Origin of the sequence: Paenibacillus apis, from assembly GCF_018333295.1 — a bacterium.
Lineage (GTDB): Bacteria > Bacillota > Bacilli > Paenibacillales > Paenibacillaceae > Fontibacillus > Fontibacillus antibioticophila.
Genome location: NZ_BORS01000009.1, coordinates 206,285 through 229,996, shown reverse-complemented (window position 1 = coordinate 229,996; position 23,712 = coordinate 206,285). Strand labels below are relative to the sequence as shown.

The window sequence follows — 23,712 nt, the reverse complement described above, 5'->3', positions numbered from 1 at the left end:
CGGAAATACAGTGATGCAGGATGAAAGGAGAGCGGGAACGTATGGCGAAGGAACATTTGCTGCTGCCGGACGAACAGGTGATGGCCTATGCAGAGCTGACCCAGGACTTGCTGTTTCATAAGATTCCGCCAAGTCGTGCAGCCTTCTATGTCCGGCGGTCGCTGGAGCGCGGAGCGGAATTGGCCGCTGCTGCGCGGAAGGAAGGGAAGGATATCCGCGAGCTGTGCCGGGCGGCAGGCATCTCGGTGACGATCGCCGATGGGGAGAGCACGTTTGGAAAAGTGCGGTTCCGGGCGGAGATCGAATTTTCCGACAAGGAACGGGCGATTACGGTTTACCGCAGCTCGCTGCGCGAGCTGGAGCAAGCCTGTCAGCGCTATCTGCCAGAGGCGGCGCTGTCGTTCAATGATATGGTCAACATTCATCTGGCACATGAATATTATCATTATCTGGAGTACAGCGGCCATGGCTTCACGAACGAGCTGCTGCCGCCTGTAACGACGCTGTCCTTCGGCCCGCTTCGCCGCAGCGCGACGATCGTCCGCTGCTCTGAAATCGCCGCTCATGCCTTTAGCAAGGGTTTCACAGGCGTCGATTGGCTGCCGAATCTATTCGATTACTTCTATATGAGAGAAAGCGGCCAGTTGACCGAAGATGAATATGCCGCCCTGGAGCGGAGCTGGCGCTCGGGATGGGAGTCTGCTCTGGCAGCTGCGGAAACGGCGGAACTGGCGAAGCAGTAATTGAACTCTTATCCGGCTAGGCGCTTCCTTCTCCTTCCTTGCCCCCGGCATGTCTTGCGCCGCGGGGCGTTTGACTATCATTTATACCCGAATTTTGTTAAACTATGGGGATGGAAGATGGTATTGCGCGGGGGGTACATATGAGCAGCCAAACGAATGCGGTTGTCGCCAAAATTATATCTAGTAAAGATAAGCTCACATTCAGTGAGAATGAGATTGCCAATTTCGTCATGGACAATCCGGATTACATCATTCAGAATACGATCACTTCTATTGCGGCCGAAATCGGCGTGTCAGAAGCAAGCATTAACCGGTTCTGTAAAAAGGTCGGCTTTAAGGGCTTTAATGATTTCAAAATTGCGATCGCCCAGGATACGCATTACCGCAACATGAACCACAAATCCAAACGGCGGGAGGACATCCCCTTTTCTGATGAGTTGGCCTTCGATTATAACGATCTGATCACGAGCACGGCAGCATTGATCGACCCGGAGGAGATTGCCAAGGCGGCGCAGGCTATCGCCAAGGCTAAGAACGTCTATATTTTTGGGGTTCTCAGCTCCTGGCTCGCAGCTCTGGAACTGCGCCAGAAGCTGGATCTGATCGGCATTAAGTCATTTGCCTACAACGATACCTACAATATGAAGCTCTCCGGCTCCATGTGCACCGGGGGAGACGTCGTGATTGCGATTACCCGTTCCGGTCTGGTGCGGGAGATCGTGGATAGCCTCAGTCTGGCCAGCCAGAGCGACGCTACAGTCATTACACTAACCAGCTATAATTCCACTTCGGTTATTCAATATGCAGATATTAAAATCATCGCCTCGGATAAACTGTCGGTGAGAAACAGTGCTTTTTTATCGGAGCATATTACGTTTCTGTACGTGATCGACCTGATATTCGCCGCTCTGGTGAAGTCGGATAGCCGCTATATGAAGCGCAAGCTTAGCAGTGAGGCGATTATTGAGAGCAGTCAATTTTGGAATAACGAGTATTTGTAAGTCGTCTGAATAAGGCTTTAATAGCCAGCAGACATTAAACGGCCTTTTTGGGCCGTTTTTTATTTATCCAAACACTTTACAACAACAAAATACTAGTGTACTATTTAACTATGACACAGATACAGTTTGAAGGGAGGAGATTATGTGGCACTCGAATTTGACAATAACCTGCCTATTTACTTGCAGATCATGAATTATATCAAGCGGGAGATTGTGACGGGCAAGCTCAAGGCAGGAGACAAAATTCCTTCCGTCCGGGAACTGGCGGCCGAGCTTCAGATTAACCCGAATACGGTACAGCGCACCTTTCAGGAACTGGAACGGGAAGAGGTCGTAGAGACGCGGCGAGGACTAGGGCGATATGTAACCAGCGAGGAGGCTAAGATTATGGCGATCAAAAAGGAAATGGCCGGAGATTTGATCCAGCGGTTTATTACCGGGATGCAGGAGCTCGGGTTTGCTAATAAAGATATTGCAGCGATCATTGCCGAAGCGGTAGACGACAAAAATCCGCCAGCTCTCAAATGACCGTTATGATTTTAGGGAAGAGGTCGAGGAAGCGGGATTTTCATGTGAAGAATAGAAGGAGGACCGTAAAATGAAGGATCAAATTTTGCACCTGCAAGGTGTTTCGAAAAATTATGCCGGGAAGAAAGCGCTGGATCAGGTCTCGTTATCTATTGGCAAAGGTAAAATCGTAGGGCTGCTGGGTACAAACGGGAGCGGTAAGAGTACACTTATGAAAATTGCCGCAGGCTTGATTCCCTATGAAGGAAATGCTACTGTGCTGGGAAAACCGGCAGGACTGGAGTCTAAGGTTGAGGTAGCGTTTATGCCGGATCGTCCGCTGACGGAGAGCTGGATGCGTGTATATGAGGCGGTTAAAATGCAGCGGGACTTCTATCCTGACTTTGATGAGAACAAAGCAGGCCAGATGCTGGAATTCATGAATCTGAGAGATCGCGACCGGGTCAGCACGCTATCGAAAGGAATGCAGGAGCGGCTGCAGCTTACGCTGACCTTGTCCCGGAGAGCCAGATTGTATTTGCTGGATGAGCCGATCGGAGGAGTTGACCCTGTGGCACGAACCCGTATTTTGGATGCGATTCTGGAGTTCTATGACGAGGACAGCAGCATCGTGATTTCCACGCATTTGGTACGTGAGATTGAACGGATCTTTGATGAGGTGTTGTTCCTGAAGCAGGGGAAGGTTGTTCTCCAGGATGAAGTGGAGCAGTTGCGGAGCAAGCACGGAAAAAGTGTGGAGGATTTGTTCAAGGAGGTGTTCGCCGAATGATGAAGCTGTTAAAATACGATTGGAAGAGGGATTCCAATACAATCTATAGCGTTCTTGCTGTGCTGGTCGTAGCTCAACTATTGTTGCATTGGGTGGGAACATCCAGAGGCTGGGAACCGATGATTGTGATCGGAATAGGCCTGATGATGTATGTATGCGCTATGGTCGTAATGGTCATCACAGGCTCCAAGGCATATATTAAAAATCTCCGGTCCTATCAACGGAGACTGGTTCCCATTCATCCGATATACCATGTGCTGTCCTCCTTGTTGTTCAGTACGCTTATTATGGTGGCGGTATTCGTCATTGCGTTAATTCACGGGCTATTATTAAATCCCTGGAGTGAGTTCACAGCCCTCCTGGAACTTGGAAATATACAGCCTACGGCATGGGATGTGATTACTTCCGTTGCCAGCGGAATCTGGGGTACCTTCTTCGTTATGCTGTTGGTTTATTTCTCCATAACGCTTGGGGCTATGGTCAACATTCGCGGGAAGGCGGGAGTTTGGGTCGGCATTATCGTATTTATCATTATTACGAATATGATCAGCTTGATCAGTGAGACGATATTTGAACAAGCTGGCAGTGCAGCTAACTTCGGGATTGTTCAGATCGAATCAGGTTCATCAGCGGTTCCAGATACAGTCTCGGTCAGTTCCTTGGGAACAGGGCTAGGCAGCTTCCTGTTTGAACTTGTTGCAGCCGCCCTGTTGCTCTGGCTGATGGCATGGCCGATTCGTAAAAAGCTCGAAATCTAATCTCCTTATTTGGAGCTTCGGAAGAGTGCAATTTGTCCGGCGAGTCCAATGGCGAAAATGATCAGGCTCTGCAGCGGGGTCACCGGGAAGACTGGAAGCATGCGATCCAGGATCAGGCCGCCGACGCTTACCAATACAACAAAGACAACGTACATTCCGATTGATTTCAGACTAAGTTTTCTGCGGGAGGGGGCGCCAGGCGTCTCCTCTTTGCTATTCCGCGAGTCTGTTCCCAGAAAGCGGGTCATTAGCTCGATCGAAGCCACGGCCAGAGCGGCAATCAGCAGCAGAAGGGTCGTGCTGATTTCGTATACAGGGGCGGTTCCTTCAAGCCATAAGCTGAAATAGCCTCGAAACATATAGATAAAGAACACCCAGGTTATAGCTGACCAGGCGATCAGTACATAATAATGCAGCTTCTCTTGAGCGGTGCGCGGTCTGCGCATCCTGATATCATCCGCCAACTGTTCGGCGAATGCGGCCGGGGGACCCTGCAGAAGCTGCTCTACCGGACGTCCTTGAGCTTCAAGCCGTACGATTTGTCTGGCAAGTTGGAGCAGAGCACGATCAGCCCGAGCTTCAGTTAATCGGGTTGATTCGTCGGTTGCTTTATAGAGAAGCTTCGAGACCTCTTGGAAATAGGCGCGGTGAGAATCATTCATTTGCAGCTTGATGGCCTGAAGCTCAGGCTTGTTGATATTCTTGTTCAAGTGATGTTCGCTCCTTAATAGCTAGAAATGAAGTAGGTACTACAGTCATCATACTTCACCTGAGGAAAAAGCTGCAAATCTCTAAGAGGCTCGTTAGGCGGGCAACGTATGAAGAGTTGCTACGATCGCTGTTGTTCACGGATTTCTTTCATTGGAATTAAGTTCTAACGAGGGAGAAATACGCTCACAAAGGCGAACGCTCCGAGCCTATGCTCCCGATGAAGCTTTTTTTCAGAAAGCTTTTACTCACAACACCTCACAGTTTTGCCCTGACTACTCGCCTGAGCAGTTCAACTGATACCGCAGTTTACACATGGCTGTTGCCATACGCGGTATTGCAATAAGCTTGCTGCCTGTGGCATGCAAGCAGGATACTGAGTGCTCTGAGTTGTGCCCCCGACCTCAAGATACTCCGCCTTGCATTGAACTTCGATTATCCTTCAGGCTTCCAGTATTGTATGGAACTTCGCTTGTTCGAACGGAATTTCAGTCTCGTTTTAGAACATCACCCATCTGCTTGATCAGAATCATTCCGGTCACGCTTTAGTGAATTTATTTACCTTAAATTCTCCATTCGACGCACGAACCCACATTTAGTGAAAAAACTTACCTTAGATCGCAAGTAACTAGCCAAACCCGTGTTTTAGTCAACTTTAAGTACAAAAATTTCACTATATCCGCATTTCTATCATTTCCACTGAATTTAAGGTAACTTTTTTCACTATATCGGCATGGGTGAGTGATGCGTACTTGGTTTGCATTTTTCTGAATTTGCTGTCAGATTGCATTTTGATTGGTTAGCTTTGGTACATGCGCTATATGTATGTGTTATATGTGTGAGCTATATGTGTGCGAGTAATTCAAATGCAATCGAGCACTGAATTTTGCCTTGCGAGCTATTATAGTAAAATTTAGCGCCTATAAAGCCGAACTGAAGAGACTGTGTAGGGTAGGGCATAAGTGTGAAGGGTGCTGAAGAAACGGAGTGTTCGCCTTTGTGAGTGGATTCCTACAATTTCAGATTTTGGAGTTGTCAAAAAAAGTGCAGTTTGAAAACACACTCATGAAGAACCCCATGATTAAGCTGCCTGTGACAGCATTCTTTCGCGATAAATAGTTGGGGGCCAGCCCCCTGGATTAGAGGTGTAGACCCTCTGTCTGTTGTAATAGACCATGATGTATCGGAAGATGACCGATTTAATATAGGCCATCGGATATTGCTCGGTTTTGATCTTATATAGCTTTTCTTTCTTTAGCGTAGCAAAGAAGCTTTCCATTCTTGCGTTGTCATAGCAGCGCCCTGTGCCGCTCATGCTCTGAACGGCATCTCGTTTAGCCAGACACGCTCGGAATGCCTGGCTCGTGAATTGGCTGCCCCGGTCGCTGTGATAAATCATTCTACGAGCATTTTTGGCCTTGCAGGCGTTCTCAAAAGCTTGGATGCAGAGTTCCTTGCGCATGTTGTCATCCATGGCCAGACCCATGATCTCTCCATTGAAACAGTCCAATACGGCGGACACATACAGCTTACCGTCTAAACAAGGCACTTCTGTGATATCCGATAACCACTTCTGGTTGGGGGCTGAGGCGCTGAAGTCTCTCTGGATCAGGTTCTCGCTCTTTTGAGCTGCCGCATCCTCACGTGTAATGCCGTTTGGATGACGCCTCACTTTCTTCAGCAGACCGTACTTCTTCATGATGCGATAGACGGTGCTGTAGCTGGTCACGATCTCTTTTTGCGCTAGAGCCAGCCTAATCCGCTGGGCACCGTAATTGCTGTTGTCTTCATATTCTTCGATGATTTCTTTGATTTTGACCAGAAGGCGTTCTTGCCGCTCTCGTTTGGATGCGGGCTTCAGGCTGCGGTAATAGCCTGATTCGCTGACAGCAAGTACTTTGCACATCTCCTTGACGGTCCATCGATCCCGTCGTTCACGGATGTAACCATAGAGCTGGCATGCTTTTACCGCTTCCGGTCTTTTGCGAAAAAACCAAGTGCGTCCTTGAGAATTTCATTCGCACGACGCAACTCGCTGTTTTCTCTTTCTAATTCGATTTCACGCGTAGTCTTATTGGTAGATGCATAATCGCGACCACTTCCGATATGCGCTCCATCACCGTGCAGGGTTCTTCGTTTCCTCCAGTCCTGCAAGGTGTGGTAGGCTACGCCTAACTGCTCGGCGGCTTTCTTGGGCCCGATCTCATCGCTTAACCTTACCGCTTCTTCTTTGAATGTTTTGTCGTACCGATTCATTCTCGCTCATCCCCTCATTAGCTTTCATTTTATTTCATACGAGGGTGTTTTTCGACTGCATTTTTATCGTAGCACTCCATTTTATTTAATCAAAGGAATCCGCGAGCAACAGCGATCGTAAGCACCTTTCACACGTTGCCCCCGGACGCACAAACATTTATTCGGCTCTTTTTGCTGATGAGTTCAACTTATAGCTCTGTTAATGTGACGTTTTCTTGAACAGGTATAAAAGGCTTATCCTCACGCCGAAACTACTGCAAATTAGTTCTGGAGGGAAGCCGAAATGGATTATGATGAATCGGAGTTGACTCGCCGCTGTTTATTGAACAGTCATTCAAGGGGAAGCCTGGAGGAAGTGGCCTCAGAGGATGATGTGATCGGGATGCGCTATGACTCGAATGAATCTGAGATGGAGCATGACGATATGACTCGCTTTTATTTGAGACAGGCCTACGAATAGCGAGTGGAATAAGATTGACACCGTTTCGATTCCAATGCTAATATAAGATTACATTAAATCTTATTAAACTTATCGGATTAATATTAATATGATTGGTTCGATAATTCGTATAGGAATGGGGGCGGAATCGGATGGAGCGTCAAATTATTATTCCGTATGGACAGGAATCGTTGGCTGCAAGCATACATTATCCGACAACAGCTAATCAGGAAGGGCGTTGCAAGGGACGTTCCCCGCTCGTCGTGATCTGCCATGGCTTTGTCGGGAGCCGTATCGGGGTTGACCGGTTGTTCGTGAACACTGCCAGAGAGCTTGCCGCCAAAGGCTATTTGGCCGTCCGCTTCGACTATCTGGGCTGCGGGGAGAGCACCGGAACCTATGGAGATGAGGGCGTGGATTCCATGATTGCCCAGACTCGCGCAGTGCTTGATTATGCGCTGGGAATCGGGGACATTGATCCAACCCGTGTGACCTTGCTGGGACACAGTCTTGGCGGGATGATCGCACTTCTGACTGCTGTCCGTGATCGCCGGGTGAAAAATCTGGTGCTGTGGGCTTCGGTAGGCTATCCATTTGGGGATATCGTGAAAATAACCGGCCGCCAGGTCTATGACCAGGCCATCGGGCAGGGAAGTGCGGATTATCTTGGCTATGAATTGACGCCTGTGTTCTTTAATTCCTTGGGCAACTTCCAGCCGCTTCAGGAAGCGCTGAAGTTCACGGGAGATGTACTCGTAATTCACGGAACCTCCGATGATGACATTCCGGCAGACTACGCATTTCTGTATCAGAAGGTGTTCTGGATGCGGAGCGAGGGCAGCTGTGATAAGGAGATTATTTTTCAGGCCAATCATACCTTCTCATCCGGAGAATCGCGCAAACAACTGTTGCAGACGACCTTATCCTGGCTAGGACGCCTTCAGACGACCCAAAGCGATTGGCAGCATTGGATGATCTAAACCGTTTCAAAGGCTGAAAGCAGGCTGAAAATCTTCAATCTTTTTTCGCAAATGTGGTAAATCGCTTCCTTTCGGGATAAAATGGAAATATATCCTTTGGCGAATGCCCGGGAGGTTGATAGAATGACTCAGCCTGCTTTATTTATTGCCCATGGGGCTCCAACTTTAGCGATCGAGAACAACGAATACACGGCTTTTTTACGCAGGCTCGGACAAGAGATCTTGTCCAAACCGAAAGCGATTGTTCTGTTCTCCGCACATTGGGATTCCCCGATTCAATTCGTGACCTCCGATCAGGTTCATGATACTATTCATGATTTCTACGGATTTCCGGATGAACTGTACGAGATCAGTTATCCTGCACCAGGAAGTCCTGAGCTGACGGCAAGGATTGAAGCTCTGTTCAAGGACGGCAATCTGGCTTATAAGACCATCACGGGAAGAGGGCTTGATCACGGGGCATGGATCGTGCTTCGGGAGATGTTCCCTGCATGTGATGTTCCGGTTGTGGCATTGTCGGTGGATGCCAGACGCACTCCTGCAGAGCAATATGCGATTGGCAAAATGCTTATGGCCCTTCGGGAGGAAAATGTGCTGGTGATCGGCAGCGGAGGACTGGTTCACAATCTGCGAATGCTGGAGCGCAGCGGCGACTCGCCTTCATCGTGGGCGGTCGACTTCGATAAATGGATTGAAGAGCAACTCGCAAATTGGGATCTGCGTCAGTTGTTTGAATATGTTAAGCGTGCGCCCCATGCTCGCGAAGCGGTTCCTTCCTATGCTCCGGAGCACTTTGCCCCCCTGCTGTACGCGATGGGCGCTTCCGACAATGACCGTAATGCCAGCAAGCTGCATCAGGAATATGAATTTGGCAATCTCAGCCTGAATTGCTGGATGTTCGGTAGCAAATCCTAGATTTTAATTCAGCCGTCATGAGGTCAGAGACGCTATAGTCTCTGGGCTCATGGCGTTTTTTTGCGTTCAAATCCCCTTTGGATGAACACACTCTATTAATTTTAAGCCAACTCTTGGTTTTCTCAGGGATAGCCGAGAGCGTATAATAGAATTTACAAATAGTTTGACGGAGGAAATATGACAAAATTTAACCCTAAATTGAGTTTCTTCTTATTGCTGCTCTCTGCATGCCTGATTCTGCTGTCTGGATGTAATACGGTCAAGGAGGTTGCGGATCTGGACGAGCACTCGCCTCCTGTTACAGAGCAGGATCCTACGACGCCTGATGAACCTGAAGCGCCGACAGTTCCGCTTTACACGGCGCCGCTCACAGGCATGCCGATGGATGAACCGGTTACTCGCCGGCCCTTGGCGATTATGGTCAATAATGCGCCGGCAGCCAGACCTCAATCCGGTCTGTTGGGAGCCGATATCGTCTATGAGGTATTGGCCGAAGGCGGAGTTACCCGGTTAGTCTCGATTTTTCAAAGTCATGCGGATGGCGCCAAGATTGGCCCAATCCGGAGTATACGTCCATATATGATTGATCTTGGGGAGAGCTATCACGGCGTTCTTGTCCATGCCGGAGCGAGCAATGACGCATACGCTATTCTTCAACGCCAGCATAAGGAGGATCTCGATGAGATTACGAATGCAGGGTCCTTTTTCTGGCGGGACAAATCACGCAAGGCGCCTCACAATCTATATTCCAATGTGGAGACCTTGCTGGAAGGAGCAAATAAGCGAGGCTATGCTCTAGAGGATGCGGACGTCCCTTCCTACACCTTCCGGAGTGCGGATGAGGTGGTTGAAGGAGAATCAGCTCAAAAGCTAGAGATTAAGTTTCAATTAGAAAACTATAAGGTTCAATATCAATATAATGCCTCCAGCGGACTATACGAGCGCTTTATTAACGGAAGCCCTCATGTCGATCTGGAGAGCGAGGAGACCCTGACGGCAGCGAACGTTGTTGTCATGGGCGCAAACCATAAGGTATTGGATGATATCGGCAGATTATCGATTGAGCTGGACCTGGGCGGAGAAGCCGTGTTGTTCCAGCAGGGCAAAATGATTCGGGGCAATTGGATCCGGCGCGCCGATGATGTGATCCGGTTCGTGAAGGATAATGTGGAGGTTCCTTTTATTCCTGGAACGACCTATTTCAATATTGTCCCGAACAGTCCTGATTTCGACAGTCATTTGAAGGTGAATGAGGAAATTACGAGCCCGTAATTGTCTGAAATTGTATATGCAAGGATAGTTTTGGTTCCGATTGGGTAAATTTATGCTGTGAGTTTGAAATGTTTGCGACATTATTACCTACATTCTTACGAGATGTGATAAGATATTCAAGGCGTGTTAAGCCAGTGTTAAAAGTGTAATAGGAGTGTAAAATCGTATATTTAAAGAAAAGGGGAAACAAGATGCGTGTCAAGAAGAAGGACATCTTTTTTCAAACTTTAGAGAACATGGCAGATGCTATCGTGCATGCTGCGGATTATTTTGCTGAGCAAGTAACGGAATTCAACAATGTGGACCAATTCGCCAAGAAAATGAAGGAATTCGAGTCCCAATGCGACAGCTATACACATACGATCATCGTTGAACTGAACAAGACGTTCATTACACCGATCGAGCGTGACGATATCATGAACCTGACGACGACACTGGATGATGTGGTGGATGGTCTGGAGGCAACGACTTCACGCTTCTTCATGTATCATCTGTCCGAGCCGGACGAGCATATCACTCATTTTGCAGAAATTTTGCGTAATTCGGCTTACGAGATTCAAAAAGCTATCCACCTGCTATCAGAGAAGAAGCTGCTGGCAATTCGTGAGCACACGATTCGGCTTAACGATCTGGAGAACCAGGGCGATGATTTGTTGCGGATTTGTATCAATGAATTGTTTGCCAAGGTGACAGATCCGATTGTTCTGATCAAGAAGAAAGAAATTTATGAGCGCCTGGAGACGACGACAGATGCCTGCGAGCATGTTGCTAATATGCTTGAATCCATCATTATGCGTAATTCGTAATGCCTAAGCTATTGAATCGATCAACGGGAGGTTGGGAATTGCGCGGATTTAGACAGAGAGGACCCATCTGTGCAGACTAGTTATGGATATAAGTACACTAATTATTCTGATCGTTATCTTTCTTGCGCTGGCTTTTGACTTTATTAACGGATTTCACGATACCGCCAACGCGATTGCGACATCGGTATCCACCCGGGCTTTAAAGCCGCGGACAGCGATTATGCTTGCTGCCTGCATGAACTTCCTGGGAGCCATCATGTTTACCGGTGTTGCCAAGACGATTGGCGGCAGTGTGGCAGACCCCGCGAAGCTCGATAACGGTCTCGAGATCTTGGTTGCAACGTTGTTGTCGGCAATTATCTGGAATCTGGTTACCTGGTGGTTCGGAATTCCGTCGTCCTCTTCCCATGCACTGATCGGCTCGCTTGCCGGTGCGGTGTATGTGGGCGCAGGATCGGACAAGCTGAACTGGAGTGGATTCATTACCATTATTGAAGGCCTGGTACTTTCTCCGATTATTGCATTTGTTGTAGGTTATATTATTATGATGCTTCTGAAATGGATTTTCGCCAGACGCAGCCCTCATACGGTGAATAAAGGCTTCCGCAGCATGCAAATCCTCACGGCGGCAATCCAAAGCTTCACCCATGGTACGAATGACGCTCAGAAAGCGATGGGGATTATCACCTTTGCGCTCGTAACGGCTAAGTTCCAGGATGATATGGAGGTGCCGCTGTGGGTTAAGCTCTCGGCAGCTACTGCAATGGCGCTGGGGACCTCGGTCGGCGGCTGGAAGATCATCAAGACGATGGGGACAAAGATTTTCAAGATTGAACCGATTAACGGCTTTGCAGCCGATCTTACCGGAGCGACGGTTATTTTCGGAGCGACATTGCTTCACTTGCCGGTCAGCACTACGCATGCTATTACATCGGCAATTCTGGGGGTAGGCTCCGCGAAACGCTTCTCTGCCGTGAAATGGGGAGTAGCCGGACGGATCGTGGTTGCTTGGGTAATCACCATTCCGATCGTAGCTGTACTAGCCGGTGTATTGTACAAATTGTTATTCGGTCTTATATAAAGTTGAACTAAGAAGCTGCGTTGAAAAGGCAGCGTGTACAGTGAACGCACTGCGCACGTTGCCTTCAGCGTATATCATTAGTTCAACTTTTTTCTTAAAGTTCGTGTTCAAAAAGTTAACTTTTCAGCACCGAGAAGGTTGCGAGAATCCGAAGAAGGAGGAACGGAATGTAGGCAGACCCTACATGAGTACCGGACTTCAAGGGTGAACGCAAGATTCGACGTCGAATGATCTTCTTGAAACACTTCGTGATCAAAAGGGGACTTTTTGAACAACCTCTTATAGGGGGAATGCCGTTCATGATTCGAGTAATGGGGATTACACAAGATCATCGGGTCGATGCCGGAATTTCATTGGAAGACATTCAGAACGCCAAATACTTATGGAGCTGGATTGATTTCAGCGAGCCGACCGAGGAAGAGAGCTGTCTGCTGGATACCGGGTTTCATTTTCACCCTTTGGCTATAGAGGATTGTCTTCATGTGCTTCAACGTCCCAAGATCGATTATTATGAGGAATACGAGTTCCTGGTGCTGCATGCGCTGGACCCGGATACGCTGGCAACTGCAGAGGTTAACCTGTTCATTGGCCCAAATTATCTGGTCTCCTTCCATCACCGTCCGATTACGGAGATTGATGCGGTATGGGAGGGATTGCAGCAGAGGACACAGAGCCGCACGTCCTGGACGAGAGGACCGTTCGTGGCCGCTTATTTTATCATTGATGCATTAGTGGATCAGTATTTCCCTTGTGTATATGCCTTAGAGGACGAGCTGGACGAGCTGGAGAACCGGGGCAGCAGGGAGTCCGTGGAGTTATTGATGAATCAGGTGTTCGAGCTGCGGAGCAGGCTGTTGAAGCTGCGTCGGACGATTGTTCCCATGCGGGATATGTTGTACCGAATCTTGAATTCACAACATATCCAAGGGGAGAAGGAGCCGCGGGCACACTTCGCGGATGTGTACGATCACTTGCTCAAGCTATCGGAGATGATCGAGAGCGACCGGGAGATGACCGCCGATCTGCGCGATTCCTATATCTCTCTTAATTCGAACCGGATGAACGGGATCATGAAGACCTTGACGGTCATTACTACTGTATTTATGCCGTTGACCCTGATTGCGGGCATCTATGGAATGAACTTCGTGAATATGCCGGAGCTAGGGTGGAAATACGGATACTTCGCCGTGCTGGGCGGGATGCTGGTGCTGACCGTCTGGATGATTCTCGCGTTTCTGAGGCGCGGCTGGTTCAAATAAGAGAGACGCCGCCGTTGGCATTAACGGCGGCGTTTGACGTTCTTCCTGCGGCTCCCTGAGCCCGACCCGCTTCTCTTGTTGGTTCGTCGACCGTTGCGTCTGCGCCGGGGAGGCTTGTAGTAGGAAACCTTATCAGCCGCTGTCGCCCCTGCTTGAAGCTTGGCGGCGGCTCCGGGAAGAAATGCGGTGAACATTTTGGCCATGGGGGCAAATTGCTGCACAGTCTGCATCATCTTCTGAACCTTTCCGACGGTTTCGAGAATGCCGTCAAGGCCGCCCATGCGGTCAATGATACCCTTGATGTCCCCCAGATTGCCCAGATTACCTAAACTGCCTAACAGCCCCCCGCTCTTTGTAGCAGCATCGGCTGCTCCGCCGCCGAGCGGTGCGAGCGCACCTCCCGCTTGCGGACTGTAAGGCACCAGTGAGGAGGCTTCTGCTTGGAGTACCTCTTCTGCGGCTCCTTCCAGGGGAGCGAGTCCCGGGTATTGGCTGTACGGGTATGCAGATGGAGCTGCGCTGCGGGTCGTGCGTTGCGGATGGGGAGATTGATAATGTGGCATGAATATCACGATCCTTTTCCTATAATTCTGAATCGTTCACAAACAGCGTGAGATTCCTTCTCTTCCTTGGGCGATTGATTACTATACTGTATGTGTCCAGGGGCGAATGCGTATAGACGAATGTCCCGATTCATTAGGCTTTTGCCGGATTTGGGCACTCTTTCTGTAATGCGTGAAACCGTTAATGCTTGAAAAGGGGGACTTGACTCGGGTACAATGGAATTGTGTTTAAGTCATGGTAGGGGATGATTATCCAGTGCAGCTTAAGAAATTGAATGATAAAAGCATTGATCAATTATTCGAAGCAATTCTTACATTGAAGGACATCGAGGAATGTTATATCTTTTTTGATGATTTGTGCACGGTCAATGAAATTCAGTCGCTCTCCCAGCGTCTGGAAGTAGCGCGAATGCTTGGCAAAGGGAATACCTATAACCAGATTGAAGCGGAGACCGGAGCCAGTACGGCTACGATATCCCGCGTGAAGCGTTGCCTGAACTATGGCAATGAGGGTTATAAGATGACCTTGGACCGCTTAGGCAGATAATAAAGGTAGTTCAAAAAGTCATCTTTTGATCACGAAGTGGTTCAAGAGGTTGATTCGACATCGAATCTTGCGTTCACCCTAGAAGTCCAAGCGGATGCTTACGAGGTATGCTTCCTTTGGAAGCATTTTACTCATGTAGGTTTTGCCTACACTCCGTTCCTCCTTCTTCGGGTTCTCGCAACCTTCTCGGTGCTGAAAAGCTGACTTTTTGAACACTAGGGAGTCGGGCTCGCCTCAATGAACGGGAAGGATAGAATGCAATCATGACAAACAAGAAGGAGCCTCTTGCTTTGAACAAATCGGTTCAGCCAGGTGTGCTCATCATTAGCCATGGTTCTCCTGACCCGGGGTGGGCGGAGCTGGTCGACGGCACGGTTTCCGAGTTGATGGAATTACTCCCTGAAGGGATATCCGTGGAAGCTGTATTCCTGGATAACCAGGAGGGCAGGCTGATCCAGGACGGAATCGACCGACTGGAAGCGCAGGGGATTACGGAAATCATCGTTATCCCCTTGTTTGTGTCTTCTGGAAGTACGCATATAGATGAGATTACCTACGCTTTAGGCATAAAGAACACGCCGGAGAAGGAGACCGATATGGAGCGCCTCCGTATATCCGCACGCGTGTTTCTTGGCGTTCCTGTACACGATGATCCTTTGATCGCCGAGCTTGTGTGGGACAAGGTGAAGGGATTATCGAAGCGGCCGGAACGGGAGGCGCTTGTTCTTGTCGGCCATGGCAGCAGACATGACGGGTTCAGGCAGCGATGGGAAGAAGGAATAGCTGCCTTGTCGGCCCGGATCGGCGAGATCAGCGGCCTGGCGGCTGCCGATTATGCGCTGCTGAATCCGGATAGCCTGCGGTCACAGGTCAGCCGGTATACCGAGGAGATGGGGGACGGAGTCATAGTGGCTCCTTTATTTTTAAGTGCGGGTTATTTTACAAAAAGGGTCATTCCTGAGCGCCTTAAAGGCCTGCAATACCGGTATTCCGGGGAGCCGTTGCTGCCGCATCCTCTGGTCGCCCGCTGGATGTATGCGCAAATATTGAATATAATGAGATCAGTGAATAACTAAATTGCGTCCAAACGGGTAATACCTTCTAATAGGGTTGCTTAGTACACCCTGGCAGTGAATAAAGATGTACTAAGGACGATAATGAATAACAGGTGGCGTTGATGAGATGAAAAGAGCTAGGCTGATCTATAATCCAACCTCCGGACGTGAAGAAATCCGGCGGTTGCTTCCCGACATCCTGGATCGGCTCGATAAGGCAGGGATTGAGACTTCCTGCCATGCGACAGCAGGTGAAGGGGATGCGACACGCGAGGCAGCGGAGGCTTGTGAGCGCGGCTACGATATCATCATCGCTTCGGGCGGAGACGGAACGCTGAATGAAGTCATTAACGGAATGGCCGGACAGAGCCATCTGCCCCCGCTAGGCATTTTTCCGCTCGGGACGACGAACGATTTTGCACGGGCGATGAAGATTCCGAAGCGCTGGGAGGATTACTGTGATCTGATTATTCAGAATCAGACTCGGCCGATTGATATCGGCAAAGTGAACGGAAGGCATTTTATTAATATTGCCGGAGGCGGCTCCTTGACGGAGCTGACGTATGAGGTGCCCAGCCGGCTGAAGACGATGATCGGACAGCTTGCTTATTATGTAAAGGGCGTCGAGAAGATGGTCAATTTGAGCCCGATGCATCTGGTCATTGAAGCAGCCGGACACGATACGATCGAAGGCGAGTTCATGTTGTTCCTGATCGCAAACAGCAACTCTGTCGGCGGCTTCGAGAAGCTGGCGCCTGGAGCGGAGATTGATGACGGGATGCTGGATGTGATCGCTGTGAGAAAGTGCAATCTGGCAGAGTTCATTCGTCTGGTGTCGATGGCCCTGCGAGGGGATCATTTCAATGATCCGCATGTTGTCTATCTGAAGACCTCAAGGATGGAAGTGATTTCTCCGAATCATGTGCTGCTTAATCTCGATGGTGAGCTCGGCGGCGAGCTGCCCGGCGTGTTCGAGATTCTGCCGCAGCATGTGCAGATTTTTGCCTAAATGGAGCGGGTTAATAATTTCGTGATTTTGTGCTTTTTTGTGCTTTAAGGTGAAGAGATGCTATAATTTGCTCGTGAGTCCCCGCCAGAGATCGGCGGGGTTTTGTGCGGATGAGGCTATTTTGAGGATAAGTACAGGTTCAACACCGGAATCAGCGCTTGACCCGTGATGAACTTAACTTGCTTGCTGGAGTGGTGGTAGATTTGAAGGTGTTTTGTAGGATATTCCATATAAAGCGTAGTCTTTTCAAGGTAAAGGCGAGTGTTTTATAGGAGAAACCATACAACTTTTCGATTTGAGGATGTCCTTACTATGCTTTTGTATGTTTTTTCGTCTAACATGCATCGATTCCAATAAATTTAAGAACAACTTATGCGAAAAAACGTACAAATGTTTTCAGGCATTCTAATGGGCATTCACCAAAGGGAACGCTCCTAACTCTCCCATCACGTTAGACACTGATTTTAAGATTACACCTACTACAGGAATATGTTCTGGAAATGAGGCACTGAGATGAAGCGACAGCAGAGGAATCAAGGACAGCAAGGGCGAGGCAAAAAGGGACAGGCTAGCGAACGGCTAGAAGGTGTTCCGGTAGCTAAGAATGATGTGGTCACACTGGAAATGGTCGGCATGAATCATGATGGAGAAGGCGTGGGTCGTGTGGAGGGCTATACGTTGTTCGTTCCGGCGGCGCTGCCCGGTGAGGTGATTCAGGCCAAGGTGCTAAAGACCAAGAAGCAGTATGGCTATGCGAAGCTGCTTAAGATTGTGGAACCAAGTCCTGAGCGCGTACCCGCTCCTTGTGCGATTTATGACCAGTGCGGCGGCTGTCAGCTTCAGCATCTCAGCTATGAAGGACAGCTGGCCTGGAAAAGACAGCACGTCGTCGATGCGCTGGAGCGGATCGGCAAGCTGCGTGTCGCGGGAGAGCAGAAGGATAGTGGCTTGAGGGATGCGACGACGGATGGAGAACATGCGTTGAGCGAGGTGTCGGCAGTGGGAAAGGAGAATGAGGTGTCGACAGCAGGAAAGGCGACCGAAAGTTCTTGGGACGGCTCCGATCATTCCCGGTTCAATTCGGGAGATTTGCCGGGAGCAACAGCAGACAGCTCTAGTGAGGGCATCCGGGTGCTGCCTACGCTCGGGATGGCGGAGCCATGGCGCTATCGGAACAAAGGCCAGGTGCCGATTGGGGCAGCTGATGGCGGACTTGTGGGCGGATTTTATGCCCGGGGAAGTCATCGGATCGTGGATATGGAGACTTGTCTGATCCAGCATGAGGATAATGATGCCGCTGTCGCCGTGGTGAAGCAGCTCGGCAGTGAGCTGGGCATTTCTGCTTATAACGAAGAGACGGGACGCGGGCTGCTGCGCCATGTGGTGGTGAAGAAAGCTTTTCGTACGGGAGAAATGATGCTGGTTCTCGTAACCAATGGACGGGATATCCCGCACCTGGATGCCTGGATCGGCAGTATTCGGGATCGTCTTCCGGATGTGGCTAGCATCTGTCAAAATATTAATACCAAACGGACCAATGTGATCTTCGGAGACGAGACGTTTGTTCTGTGGGGAAGAGATGTGATCTACGATTACATTGGAGATGTGCAGTTTGCAATCTCGGCCCGCTCCTTTTATCAGGTGAATCCCGTACAGACCGAGGTTCTTTATCGAAAGACAGTGGAGTATGCCGGATTGACGGGCAAGGAGACGGTGATCGACGCTTACTGCGGGATCGGTACGATCTCGCTGTTCCTGGCGCAGCATGCGGAGCAGGTGTACGGCGTCGAGATTGTCAAGGAAGCGATCGAGGATGCTCGTGTCAATGCGGAGTTGAACGGGATGAAGCATGTGAAGTTCGAGGTCGGCGCCTCTGAAGACGTGATTCCGCGCTGGAAGGAGCAAGGCATCGAAGCCGACGTGATCGTCGTCGACCCGCCGCGCAAGGGCTGCGACCCGCGCCTGCTGGAGACCATTCTCGAGATGAAGCCTGAGCGGGTTGTGTATGTGTCGTGTAATCCGGCCACCTTGGCACGGGATTTGAGGGTGCTGGAGGATGGGGGATACACCACCGTCGAGGTGACTCCGGTGGATATGTTTCCGCATACGGTGCATGTGGAGTGTGTAATATTGATGGAATGGAGGGGCGAGCCTAAATAGGCTACGCCCCTTGTTTTAGTGGGTTTTGGAAGTTGTAACTAATTTCGATTGAACCGTCCTCGTGAACGTCTACACGGTTAATCATCTTGTGAATCATATCCCTCAGAATTTCCTCGTTTGATGAGGAAGCGCTTTTTATAAGTAACAGAGACAAGCGTATAAGCGTTAGGAGCGTACAGCACATTTTAGAACAACATCACCTACACGCCCACCAATTGCGTCATACATTCATTACGGGGCTTGTCAGGGCTAATGAAGATTTAGCGGTCATTCAATCTTTGAGCGGTCATAGTTCGGCTGACATGATACTGCGTTACTCCAAGCCAACCGAAGAAGACAAGCTAAGAGCCATTGAGGGGCTGTATAAGGAGTGACAGAAGCAGGGTCACCCATATAGGGCGGCTCTTTTTCTTTGCTTTATGGGATTGTAAGGGCTTGTAATAGCCCCTACCCAGTGCCTAGCGATTGGCATTTTGTTACGGCGGCAGAGCTTACCTATACTAGCGGAGTGTAGATTTTTTTGAAATTGCATGTACGTACACTAGTGGTAGTTAGGACTTGTATTATATAATAAATAGGTTGAGAAGCAAATGTAGTGTAAAGAGAACACTGAATTATTAAACAATCAAGGAGTCCAAATTATGGTTTATAAAAGGAAATCAGAAACCGAAACAGAATGGCTATTTAAAGATTTGCTACAAGAAAAAGGTTACTTCGATAACGAAGAAATTATTGTTGAATTTAAGGATGCTACAGCTAATGAAAAGGTCAAGAAATTGCTATCAAATGCAAGTAAAAAAGGCACAAAAAACGGTGTTCCGGACTTTATATTAAGGTCATATAGATATCCCGACATTATATTCCTTGTAGAATGTAAATCCGACACTAAATACCACGAAAGTAAGACTAGAGATAATTACTCTACTTACGCTGTTGATGGAGTATTGTTGTACTCTTCTTTTGTTTCGAAAGAATTTGATGTTTTATCTATTGCGTTGAGTGGAGCAGAAGACAATTATGAAGTAAGTGCATTTTGGCAATTGAAAGGAACTGATGAAGTTCAAGAAGTAAGGTCAGATAATTTATTGCCTTATGAGAATTATTTGCGGTTGATTTTAGAGTCAGATGAAGCATTTCATAGGGATTATTCCAAGTTACTAAGTTATGCAAAGTTGTTGAATGCCGACCTTCACAAGAAGAAAATTAAAGAGTCCTATCGAGCATTACTTATTTCCGGTATATTAGTGGCTTTACAGAATGATGCTTTCAGAATTTCTTATACGACCCACAAGACTGCTACTGCCTTAATTACAGCATTGTTAGGCGGAATATCGACTCAACTTAGAGAAGACCCTAAAAAAGATAAAAATACTGACGTTGTGTTAGGCGCGTTCGATTTTATAAAAACGAATAAGACATTCTCCGATAGTAAAAAGGGTTTACTAGCATTAACAGAGGTCATTAATTCAATTAAGGAGAATGTATACACTTTCTTAGATAAATACAAATTTATCGACACACTAAGTCAGTTTTATATTGAATTTTTAAGATATGCTAATACAGATAAAGGTCTAGGTATTGTCCTCACGCCTATGCATATAGCACAATTATTTGCTAAAATGGCTAATATAAGAAAAGATACATCGGTACTTGATAATGCAGCGGGTACAGGTGGTTTTTTAGTAGCTTCAATGGGCGAAATGATGAACGATGCTGGTGATGATGAAACAAAACTTAATGCAATACGTGAAAATCAAATTTATGGAATCGAATATGAAGCTAGTAATGTTGCATTGTTGGTTTCAAATATGATTATCCATTCAGATGGTCGAAGTAATATAATTTGGGGCGATACATTTGATATAGTTCCTACTAAACTTAAGGGCAAGAATTTAATAGACGTTGGCATTCTTAATCCTCCATTCAAGATGGATAAAGATGACATATTTGAGTTTGAGTTCATTTTTTCGAATTTAGATGCGGTAAAAGAAAAGGGAACAGTGATTGCGCTAGTTCCTGCAAGTGTCGTGACGGATACTACTGGTGCAAATTATGAATATAAGAAAAGATTACTAAAAAATCATACTCTTGAAGCTGTTGTCTCTTTACCGGAGGAATTGTTTGCCAATAGCGATACAGCAGTAGTAACTGTCGGCATTGTAATAACTGCTCATGTTCCCCATCCAAAGAATAAAGAAACGTGGTTTGGATATTGGAGGAATGACGGATTTGTAAAAACAAAAAAATATGGACGCGCAGATGTAAATAAGCAATGGAGCGGTGAAAATGGTTTAATGGAATATTGGTTGTCGGCGTTTATAAATAGGAAAGAAATAACACAGTTTAGCGTGAATAGGAAAGTTACTCCCGAAGATGAATGGATAGCAGAGGCATATTTAGAAACTGATTATAGTTTATTGGATATGAAAGCATTTGAGAAAACAGTTCGTGAATATCAGGCATTCAAAATGGAGAATGGTTTATGAGGTTAGTGAGAGTTAAGGATATATTTAATGTAAAATACGGAATAAATCTCGATTTGAATAAATTGGAAGAAGTTCCGATGGATGCTCCAAATGCAATTCCTTATGTAGCGCGGAGCGAAAAAAACAATGGAATCACAGCTTATGTTGAACAAATTAAGGGAGTAACTCCAAATCCACCAATGACTATATCTGTTGCAGGTGGCGGAAGTAGTGTAATGTCCAGCTTTTTACAGGAACGTCCTTATTATTCGGGAAGAGATTTATTTTATTTAGAGCCGAAAACAGAAATGTCACAACAAGTATTGCTTTACTATTGCACTGCACTGTTAATGAATAAGTTTAAGTTTAGCTACGGAAGACAGGCGAATCGAACGTTAAGTGATTTATTAATTCCTGACGTTACAGAAATCCCTGCTCAAATGTTAATTTACAGTATTGAGCATAGTATGGGAATAAAAGAATTTGAAGACTTACACGCAGAAACATTGCCAATTGGAAGTCTCTTGCGAAATCAGGACAAGGTCAATTTCAAAATGTTAGAAGAAATTTTCGAAATTCATAATGGTTTAGCTTCAAGCAATGTGGTCGTTCAGCCTGATAAAGCGAACACATACCTGATTCCATACATTAGACCATCTAAATGGCAATCAACAAGCTACGCAGGTTATGTTGATATTCGTACTGTACCGAAAAACAAAATCTTCCCACCAGGTGCATTATATATATCAACCGATGGTGCGGGGAGTCATACGTATTCTTACGTTGCTATTGAAACCTTTGTACCGAATAGCAACGTAGCTGTCCTAATTCCTAAACATGACATGTCTTTAGAAGAAAAATTAGCATACGCAACACTGATAACGGCTAATCGGTTTAAGTTCTCATATGGTCGAAAACCGAAAGGTGATAAGCTAAAATCAATATTATTGCCTGTGTTATAAGCCAACCAATCTTTCGAATTATTTAAGCGAATACTGCCACATCAAAGTTGTCCATTTTACGCAACCCACACATATCGAGAATGTTGTATTGTTGGTGAGGGATTGATACAGGTTTACAAACCCTTATATATCAAGGTTTTAAATGGTGATACAGGATAAGATAAACGATCAATACAGTGACTAAATTGAATAATTGATGTGAATTTGATGTGAAAAATCAAAATAATCGCCAGCAAATGGTGTTAATTCGACATAAAAGAAGACGCTCTAAGCTAATCAGCCGAGCGTCTTTTTGTCGTTCTTTTCTTTGCGAGAGGAAAACAAAGATTCAAGTTTTTCGGCTGCTGCCTGGTCAGCAGATTGGAGAGCATGACCATAGAAGTTCATTGTTGTGGTTATGTTACCATGGCCGAGTCGTTCAGAAATGATCTTGGCATGGTACGCCCTGATTAATGAGTAGTGTCGCTGAGGTATGGCGTAGGTCATGGAAGCGGATATATCTGAGGTTGTTTTTCTGGATGAATTGACGGAATCAAAGGTAAGGACGTTCGTGGTGAAATGGAGTACCATCAGCATGTGAGAAGATGAAGTTCCATTCTCGTCCTTCTCGATCCCGACCATTCCAGGCATCACCTAGCTTATCCCGTTCCTTAACTCTGAAAGTATAATATTCTCGTAGTTCCTCAAGCACAGGGGCCGGTAGAGCCATCTTGCGCTGAGAATTTCTAGTCTTGGGTTCCTTGACTATTTAAATGGTCACTGACAGGGCTCGAATCTTTTATAAATAGTTTTATAAAGGCTGTAAATACGCGCCTGGATGGCGTGAATAAAGTTATTAACGCTGTAGGCAAATTTATCGGTTTAGAGTCCGAGGTCAATCTACATCTTAACACTGTGGACTTTAGTAAGTTCTCAAATAAACTATCCAGCGGCGTAGAAAAGACATTTGATAAAGCGGGAGCCTTTACGCGCGACTTTACTGCAGAAAACATTAAGAAGATGGGCGCACAAATGCTTGGTTATAAGGGCAATAGTGGGTTCACTTCATCTTTACAAGATGGTGGAGCTGCATCAGCAGCGGCAAAGATGTCTATGCAGGATATTGATAGCATTGGTAAAATCGGAGAAGTCGGCAAGATCAAAGACAGCGTTGATATATCTGTCGAAGACTTGAAGATGATGCGCGAACTTGCTAAAGAGAAGGTAACGCTTTATGAGGCTGTTACAGCAGCATTTTACCTGATTGATGACATGGGACTATTCGAAAAGAACTTCTGGATCGATCTGCCTAACCATGTACTTGATGAGCCTGACATACTGAATCGAAAGCTAAAGGACATGATGAAGCGTAAGGGGATGTACTGGAAGTAGAGGATTAGTGATTATGATCGGGACTCCCCAGAATTCGGGAGTCCTTTCTCAAACCTTGAAATTCA

The 23,712-nt window shown here is 47.2% G+C and carries 24 protein-coding genes and 1 pseudogene; 20 read left to right on the top strand and 5 right to left on the bottom strand.

Going from position 1 to position 23,712, the window contains the following annotated elements:
* Nucleotides 1-20 precede the first annotated feature (20 nt).
* The 5 genes from KI362_RS14795 to KI362_RS14775 all read left to right on the top strand — a co-directional run bounded on the left by KI362_RS14795 (nucleotide 21) and on the right by KI362_RS14775 (nucleotide 3,799).
* Nucleotides 21-743, top strand: a complete 723-nt coding sequence (locus KI362_RS14795; protein WP_301628132.1) for a hypothetical protein — start codon at nucleotides 21-23, stop codon at nucleotides 741-743.
* Between the two features lie 140 nt (nucleotides 744-883).
* Entirely contained in the window at nucleotides 884-1,744 is an 861-nt protein-coding gene (locus KI362_RS14790) for a MurR/RpiR family transcriptional regulator (RefSeq protein ID WP_301628131.1), read from the top strand.
* Nucleotides 1,745-1,888: 144 nt separating this feature from the next.
* Nucleotides 1,889-2,272 carry a GntR family transcriptional regulator gene (locus KI362_RS14785; protein WP_044477194.1) on the top strand — a complete coding sequence of 128 codons (384 nt, stop codon included), beginning with the start codon at nucleotides 1,889-1,891 and terminating at the stop codon, nucleotides 2,270-2,272.
* A gap of 70 nt (nucleotides 2,273-2,342) precedes the next feature.
* Nucleotides 2,343-3,041 carry an ABC transporter ATP-binding protein gene (locus tag KI362_RS14780; RefSeq protein ID WP_301628129.1) on the top strand — a complete coding sequence of 233 codons (699 nt, stop codon included), beginning with the start codon at nucleotides 2,343-2,345 and terminating at the stop codon, nucleotides 3,039-3,041.
* A complete protein-coding gene (locus KI362_RS14775; protein ID WP_301628128.1) occupies nucleotides 3,038-3,799 on the top strand; it encodes a hypothetical protein in 762 nt (253 codons plus the stop codon). Before KI362_RS14780 ends, KI362_RS14775 begins: the two co-directional genes overlap by 4 nt.
* Before the next feature lie 5 nt (nucleotides 3,800-3,804).
* Here KI362_RS14775 and KI362_RS14770 read toward each other — a convergent pair whose 3' ends face one another.
* The 3 genes and pseudogenes from KI362_RS14770 to KI362_RS14760 all read right to left on the bottom strand — a co-directional run bounded on the left by KI362_RS14770 (nucleotide 3,805) and on the right by KI362_RS14760 (nucleotide 6,763).
* Nucleotides 3,805-4,509, bottom strand: a complete 705-nt coding sequence (locus KI362_RS14770; RefSeq protein WP_044477198.1) for a hypothetical protein — start codon at nucleotides 4,507-4,509, stop codon at nucleotides 3,805-3,807.
* Between the two features lie 1,079 nt (nucleotides 4,510-5,588).
* Nucleotides 5,589-6,458: pseudogene (locus KI362_RS14765) on the bottom strand (IS3 family transposase); the annotation flags it as partial.
* 14 nt (nucleotides 6,459-6,472) lie between these two features.
* A complete protein-coding gene (locus KI362_RS14760; RefSeq protein WP_301628126.1) occupies nucleotides 6,473-6,763 on the bottom strand; it encodes a transposase in 291 nt (96 codons plus the stop codon).
* A 283-nt stretch (nucleotides 6,764-7,046) separates the two neighbouring features.
* On the opposite strand from KI362_RS14760, the gene KI362_RS14755 reads away from it, so the two are divergent.
* From KI362_RS14755 to corA, 7 genes are all read left to right on the top strand, one after another.
* On the top strand, nucleotides 7,047-7,223 hold the full coding sequence (locus KI362_RS14755) for a hypothetical protein (protein ID WP_301628124.1): 177 nt from the start codon (nucleotides 7,047-7,049) through the stop codon (nucleotides 7,221-7,223).
* A gap of 131 nt (nucleotides 7,224-7,354) precedes the next feature.
* Complete coding sequence (locus tag KI362_RS14750) at nucleotides 7,355-8,182, top strand: alpha/beta hydrolase family protein (RefSeq protein ID WP_301628122.1); 828 nt, start codon at nucleotides 7,355-7,357, stop codon at nucleotides 8,180-8,182.
* A 123-nt stretch (nucleotides 8,183-8,305) separates the two neighbouring features.
* Nucleotides 8,306-9,097: a DODA-type extradiol aromatic ring-opening family dioxygenase gene (locus KI362_RS14745; protein ID WP_044477200.1), complete on the top strand. Its 792-nt coding sequence runs from the start codon at nucleotides 8,306-8,308 to the stop codon at nucleotides 9,095-9,097.
* 177 nt (nucleotides 9,098-9,274) lie between these two features.
* The gene (locus KI362_RS14740; protein WP_301628120.1) at nucleotides 9,275-10,369 is read left to right on the top strand and encodes a DUF3048 domain-containing protein; all 1,095 of its coding nucleotides are present in this window, start codon (nucleotides 9,275-9,277) and stop codon (nucleotides 10,367-10,369) included.
* Nucleotides 10,370-10,560: 191 nt separating this feature from the next.
* A complete protein-coding gene (locus KI362_RS14735) occupies nucleotides 10,561-11,175 on the top strand; it encodes a DUF47 domain-containing protein (RefSeq protein WP_044477202.1) in 615 nt (204 codons plus the stop codon).
* An 82-nt stretch (nucleotides 11,176-11,257) separates the two neighbouring features.
* Nucleotides 11,258-12,256, top strand: coding sequence for an inorganic phosphate transporter (locus KI362_RS14730; RefSeq protein ID WP_044477203.1), 999 nt, complete (start codon nucleotides 11,258-11,260; stop codon nucleotides 12,254-12,256).
* 299 nt (nucleotides 12,257-12,555) lie between these two features.
* Nucleotides 12,556-13,515 carry a magnesium/cobalt transporter CorA gene (gene corA / locus KI362_RS14725; protein WP_301628117.1) on the top strand — a complete coding sequence of 320 codons (960 nt, stop codon included), beginning with the start codon at nucleotides 12,556-12,558 and terminating at the stop codon, nucleotides 13,513-13,515.
* Between the two features lie 20 nt (nucleotides 13,516-13,535).
* Here corA and KI362_RS14720 read toward each other — a convergent pair whose 3' ends face one another.
* A complete protein-coding gene (locus KI362_RS14720) occupies nucleotides 13,536-14,078 on the bottom strand; it encodes a tyrosine protein kinase (protein WP_301628115.1) in 543 nt (180 codons plus the stop codon).
* Between the two features lie 256 nt (nucleotides 14,079-14,334).
* Between KI362_RS14720 and KI362_RS14715 the strand changes: the two genes are divergently transcribed.
* From KI362_RS14715 to KI362_RS14685, 7 genes are all read left to right on the top strand, one after another.
* Nucleotides 14,335-14,625: a YerC/YecD family TrpR-related protein gene (locus tag KI362_RS14715; protein WP_044477206.1), complete on the top strand. Its 291-nt coding sequence runs from the start codon at nucleotides 14,335-14,337 to the stop codon at nucleotides 14,623-14,625.
* A gap of 263 nt (nucleotides 14,626-14,888) precedes the next feature.
* Complete coding sequence (locus KI362_RS14710) at nucleotides 14,889-15,701, top strand: sirohydrochlorin chelatase (RefSeq protein ID WP_301628112.1); 813 nt, start codon at nucleotides 14,889-14,891, stop codon at nucleotides 15,699-15,701.
* A gap of 106 nt (nucleotides 15,702-15,807) precedes the next feature.
* Complete coding sequence (locus KI362_RS14705; protein WP_044477207.1) at nucleotides 15,808-16,689, top strand: diacylglycerol kinase; 882 nt, start codon at nucleotides 15,808-15,810, stop codon at nucleotides 16,687-16,689.
* 513 nt (nucleotides 16,690-17,202) lie between these two features.
* Nucleotides 17,203-18,849 carry a 23S rRNA (uracil(1939)-C(5))-methyltransferase RlmD gene (gene rlmD / locus KI362_RS14700; RefSeq protein WP_301628110.1) on the top strand — a complete coding sequence of 549 codons (1,647 nt, stop codon included), beginning with the start codon at nucleotides 17,203-17,205 and terminating at the stop codon, nucleotides 18,847-18,849.
* Nucleotides 18,850-18,941: 92 nt separating this feature from the next.
* On the top strand, nucleotides 18,942-19,223 hold the full coding sequence (locus tag KI362_RS14695; protein WP_306432843.1) for a tyrosine-type recombinase/integrase: 282 nt from the start codon (nucleotides 18,942-18,944) through the stop codon (nucleotides 19,221-19,223).
* 267 nt (nucleotides 19,224-19,490) lie between these two features.
* Complete coding sequence (locus tag KI362_RS14690; RefSeq protein ID WP_301628108.1) at nucleotides 19,491-21,335, top strand: HsdM family class I SAM-dependent methyltransferase; 1,845 nt, start codon at nucleotides 19,491-19,493, stop codon at nucleotides 21,333-21,335.
* Nucleotides 21,332-22,276 carry a restriction endonuclease subunit S gene (locus KI362_RS14685; RefSeq protein ID WP_301628106.1) on the top strand — a complete coding sequence of 315 codons (945 nt, stop codon included), beginning with the start codon at nucleotides 21,332-21,334 and terminating at the stop codon, nucleotides 22,274-22,276. Before KI362_RS14690 ends, KI362_RS14685 begins: the two co-directional genes overlap by 4 nt.
* Nucleotides 22,277-22,552: 276 nt before the next feature.
* On the opposite strand, the gene KI362_RS14680 is transcribed toward KI362_RS14685, so the two are convergent.
* Nucleotides 22,553-22,897 carry a hypothetical protein gene (locus tag KI362_RS14680; RefSeq protein WP_301628104.1) on the bottom strand — a complete coding sequence of 115 codons (345 nt, stop codon included), beginning with the start codon at nucleotides 22,895-22,897 and terminating at the stop codon, nucleotides 22,553-22,555.
* Between the two features lie 201 nt (nucleotides 22,898-23,098).
* Here KI362_RS14680 and KI362_RS14675 point away from each other — a divergent pair, with 201 nt between their 5' ends.
* Entirely contained in the window at nucleotides 23,099-23,647 is a 549-nt protein-coding gene (locus KI362_RS14675; RefSeq protein WP_301628078.1) for a hypothetical protein, read from the top strand.
* Nucleotides 23,648-23,712 lie beyond the last annotated feature (65 nt).

Excerpts from the sequence above, each read along its gene's own strand:
- KI362_RS14705 (WP_044477207.1), top strand. The coding sequence starts at position 15,808 with ATGAAAAGAGCTAGGCTGATCTATAATCCAACCTCCGGACGTGAAGAA.
- KI362_RS14775 (WP_301628128.1), top strand. The coding sequence starts at position 3,038 with ATGATGAAGCTGTTAAAATACGATTGGAAGAGGGATTCCAATACAATC.
- corA (WP_301628117.1), top strand. The coding sequence starts at position 12,556 with ATGATTCGAGTAATGGGGATTACACAAGATCATCGGGTCGATGCCGGA.
- KI362_RS14735 (WP_044477202.1), top strand. The coding sequence starts at position 10,561 with ATGCGTGTCAAGAAGAAGGACATCTTTTTTCAAACTTTAGAGAACATG.
- KI362_RS14740 (WP_301628120.1), top strand. The coding sequence starts at position 9,275 with ATGACAAAATTTAACCCTAAATTGAGTTTCTTCTTATTGCTGCTCTCT.
- KI362_RS14760 (WP_301628126.1), bottom strand. The coding sequence starts at position 6,763 with ATGAATCGGTACGACAAAACATTCAAAGAAGAAGCGGTAAGGTTAAGC.
- KI362_RS14745 (WP_044477200.1), top strand. The coding sequence starts at position 8,306 with ATGACTCAGCCTGCTTTATTTATTGCCCATGGGGCTCCAACTTTAGCG.
- KI362_RS14710 (WP_301628112.1), top strand. The coding sequence starts at position 14,889 with ATGACAAACAAGAAGGAGCCTCTTGCTTTGAACAAATCGGTTCAGCCA.
- KI362_RS14790 (WP_301628131.1), top strand. The coding sequence starts at position 884 with ATGAGCAGCCAAACGAATGCGGTTGTCGCCAAAATTATATCTAGTAAA.
- KI362_RS14730 (WP_044477203.1), top strand. The coding sequence starts at position 11,258 with ATGGATATAAGTACACTAATTATTCTGATCGTTATCTTTCTTGCGCTG.
- KI362_RS14720 (WP_301628115.1), bottom strand. The coding sequence starts at position 14,078 with ATGCCACATTATCAATCTCCCCATCCGCAACGCACGACCCGCAGCGCA.
- KI362_RS14690 (WP_301628108.1), top strand. The coding sequence starts at position 19,491 with ATGGTTTATAAAAGGAAATCAGAAACCGAAACAGAATGGCTATTTAAA.
- rlmD (WP_301628110.1), top strand. The coding sequence starts at position 17,203 with ATGAAGCGACAGCAGAGGAATCAAGGACAGCAAGGGCGAGGCAAAAAG.
- KI362_RS14750 (WP_301628122.1), top strand. The coding sequence starts at position 7,355 with ATGGAGCGTCAAATTATTATTCCGTATGGACAGGAATCGTTGGCTGCA.
- KI362_RS14755 (WP_301628124.1), top strand. The coding sequence starts at position 7,047 with ATGGATTATGATGAATCGGAGTTGACTCGCCGCTGTTTATTGAACAGT.
- KI362_RS14685 (WP_301628106.1), top strand. The coding sequence starts at position 21,332 with ATGAGGTTAGTGAGAGTTAAGGATATATTTAATGTAAAATACGGAATA.
- KI362_RS14780 (WP_301628129.1), top strand. The coding sequence starts at position 2,343 with ATGAAGGATCAAATTTTGCACCTGCAAGGTGTTTCGAAAAATTATGCC.
- KI362_RS14795 (WP_301628132.1), top strand. The coding sequence starts at position 21 with ATGAAAGGAGAGCGGGAACGTATGGCGAAGGAACATTTGCTGCTGCCG.
- KI362_RS14680 (WP_301628104.1), bottom strand. The coding sequence starts at position 22,897 with ATGGTCGGGATCGAGAAGGACGAGAATGGAACTTCATCTTCTCACATG.